This is a genomic window from Intrasporangium chromatireducens Q5-1 (genome assembly GCF_000576575.1).
Lineage (GTDB): Bacteria > Actinomycetota > Actinomycetes > Actinomycetales > Dermatophilaceae > Intrasporangium_A > Intrasporangium_A chromatireducens.
Map to the genome: position 1 here is coordinate 1 of NZ_AWQS01000429.1, position 1,895 is coordinate 1,895.

1 protein-coding gene and 2 pseudogenes are annotated in these 1,895 nt (G+C 72.3%); all 3 read right to left on the reverse strand.

All coding sequences use genetic code 11. The features are described 5' to 3' along the window. Nucleotides 1-624, reverse strand: a pseudogene (locus N864_RS21915) (hypothetical protein); the annotation flags it as partial. A 249-nt stretch (nt 625-873) separates the two neighbouring features. Beyond that, on the reverse strand, nt 874-1,602 hold the full coding sequence (locus N864_RS26185; protein WP_240474452.1) for a hypothetical protein: 729 nt from the start codon (nt 1,600-1,602) through the stop codon (nt 874-876). Continuing rightward, nucleotides 1,599-1,895, reverse strand: a pseudogene (locus N864_RS25265) (ATPase); the annotation flags it as partial. The pseudogene N864_RS25265 and the gene N864_RS26185, both read right to left, overlap by 4 nt.

Below are 1,895 nucleotides of genomic sequence, written 5' to 3' on the forward strand. Positions count from 1 at the left end.
CGGCAGCGGCCGGCGGGGGCCGGGCAGGTACAGCCGGCCGTGGTGATCCAGCGGCAGCGGGGTGCGCGGGTCGATGGCCTGGGCGGGCTCGGCGTCGGTGACGAGCTGGGCCAGGGTCTCCACGAGCCGGCGCACCTGGGCGGCGGTCCCCGTGGGCTGCGTCAGTGTGTCCAGCCGGCCGCTGAGCACCGTGGAGTGGCCACCGGCACGGTGCGGCGCGCCGGGAGGGCGCACGCAGCCGGTGACGGGGTTGGTCAGCGGGGCCAGGTCGAGGGTGGGGCACAGGTGGCGGGCCAGCCGCGCCAGGGTGGCCACGGTCTCGGGGTCCACGCTCTCGGCCAGACCGACCCACACGTGCCGGCCACCGGAGGGGCCGGACTGGCAGACGACCGCCGGCAGGCCGGCGTCGGCCAGCAGGCCGGCCAGCAGCTCGGCGTCGCGCTGGGCGGCCGCCGGGTCGGTCTTGGCGTCGAGGTCGAACGCGAGCAGCCGGAAGCGGTGATCGGTGCCGGCGAGGTAGACCGCCCACGGGCGGTCGGGCTCCAGGCCGTCGGTCCGGCGGTCTGCGCCGGGTCGGTACTCGTTGAGCACCTGGCCGTGCGCGTCGACGGCGGCCACGCGCACGCGGGGCCGCGGACTGATCGCCGCAGTGAGCGCCCACGGCGCGCCGAGGTCACATTCGTGGTGAGGTGTAGATGTAGACGCTATGATGGCAACACCTTTCGGGTCAGCCTCCGAAGGACAAACGAGGGTTCCCGGCCTGCCAAGCCGGTTCTCCTCCACATCGCTTGATCTGGTTCTGTCGCCAAACTTCGTCAGATCAGGCGCTTAGCTTCCGGACCCCCGCCCCGCCAAGGGTGGGGGTCCGATGCGTTATCGGGTGTCTATGGGTAGTTCCTCCTCATGAGGGTGGCTCTCGGCCCAACCAACAGGTCGGCCGGCCGGGTCCTGCTCGACGCGCTCGATAAGCCATTGCGCGAGCGCTGATCTGGACGTTCCGGCGGCCGTGGCCAGGGCGGTGAGACGCGCGTCGGCGTCGGCCTCGAACCAGAGGCCAACCTTCCTCGCTTCGACGAGCGAGCCGCGTTCGCGGCCACGAGCGTTCATGAGCACGAGCCTAGCGGTGACGGAACCGTCAAGACGGCCGACACGCGGAAGATTATTGGTCATTTCAAATCCGTACCTTGGTCGGGTGGGTCGACCTCGACCCGGTGCGGCTCGCTGGTCCCGCAGCTGTGGCAGGTGGTCGCGGTGACGGGTTGTGGGCGGTGGCAGGATCGGCAGCGGCCGTTCTGCACGGTGAGGGTGCCAGCTGGCGGGATGGTGCCGTTCTCGTCGACGAGCTGCACGATGCCCTCGGGGCGGACGGCGACGGTCCACGTCTGCTCGCAGGTCCTGGGCCGTGACCCGGACGGGCCGGCCCAGCCGGGCGGCAATGCCCGCGCAGCGGGCGATCATGCCGATGCGCAGCTCCTCGACGGTGGCGGCCTGGCAGGGGTGCTCGGTGCCGTTGATGGTCAGGCTGCCGGTGGCGTCGGCGCGGACGGTGGCGGTGATCTTCGGCCAGTCCGGCACGGTCTCGGGCAGGGGTTGGGTGGTCATAGGCCGCGGGCGACGGCTGCGCCGGCTGCCAGCCAGGCGCGCTGCGTCGTGGGTCGCAGGGAGCCGTAGCGCAGGATGCCGTCGACCATTGCAGGGTCGAACGGGATGGTGGCCACGGCGCGGGCCAGGTCGGCGTACCCGTTGGCGACGCGCTGGACGTCGCCGGGCTGGGCCTTGGGGTCGGCCTGGGTGACGATGACGACGGCATTCTGGGCCAGGCGCGCCGAGCGTTCGTCGCGCTCTCCGAGTGCTTCGAGCAGGAGCGCGCCGGCCTCGGCGTGGTCGTCGCGGGT

Excerpts from the sequence above, each read along its gene's own strand:
- N864_RS26185 (WP_240474452.1), bottom strand. The coding sequence starts at position 1,602 with ATGACCACCCAACCCCTGCCCGAGACCGTGCCGGACTGGCCGAAGATC.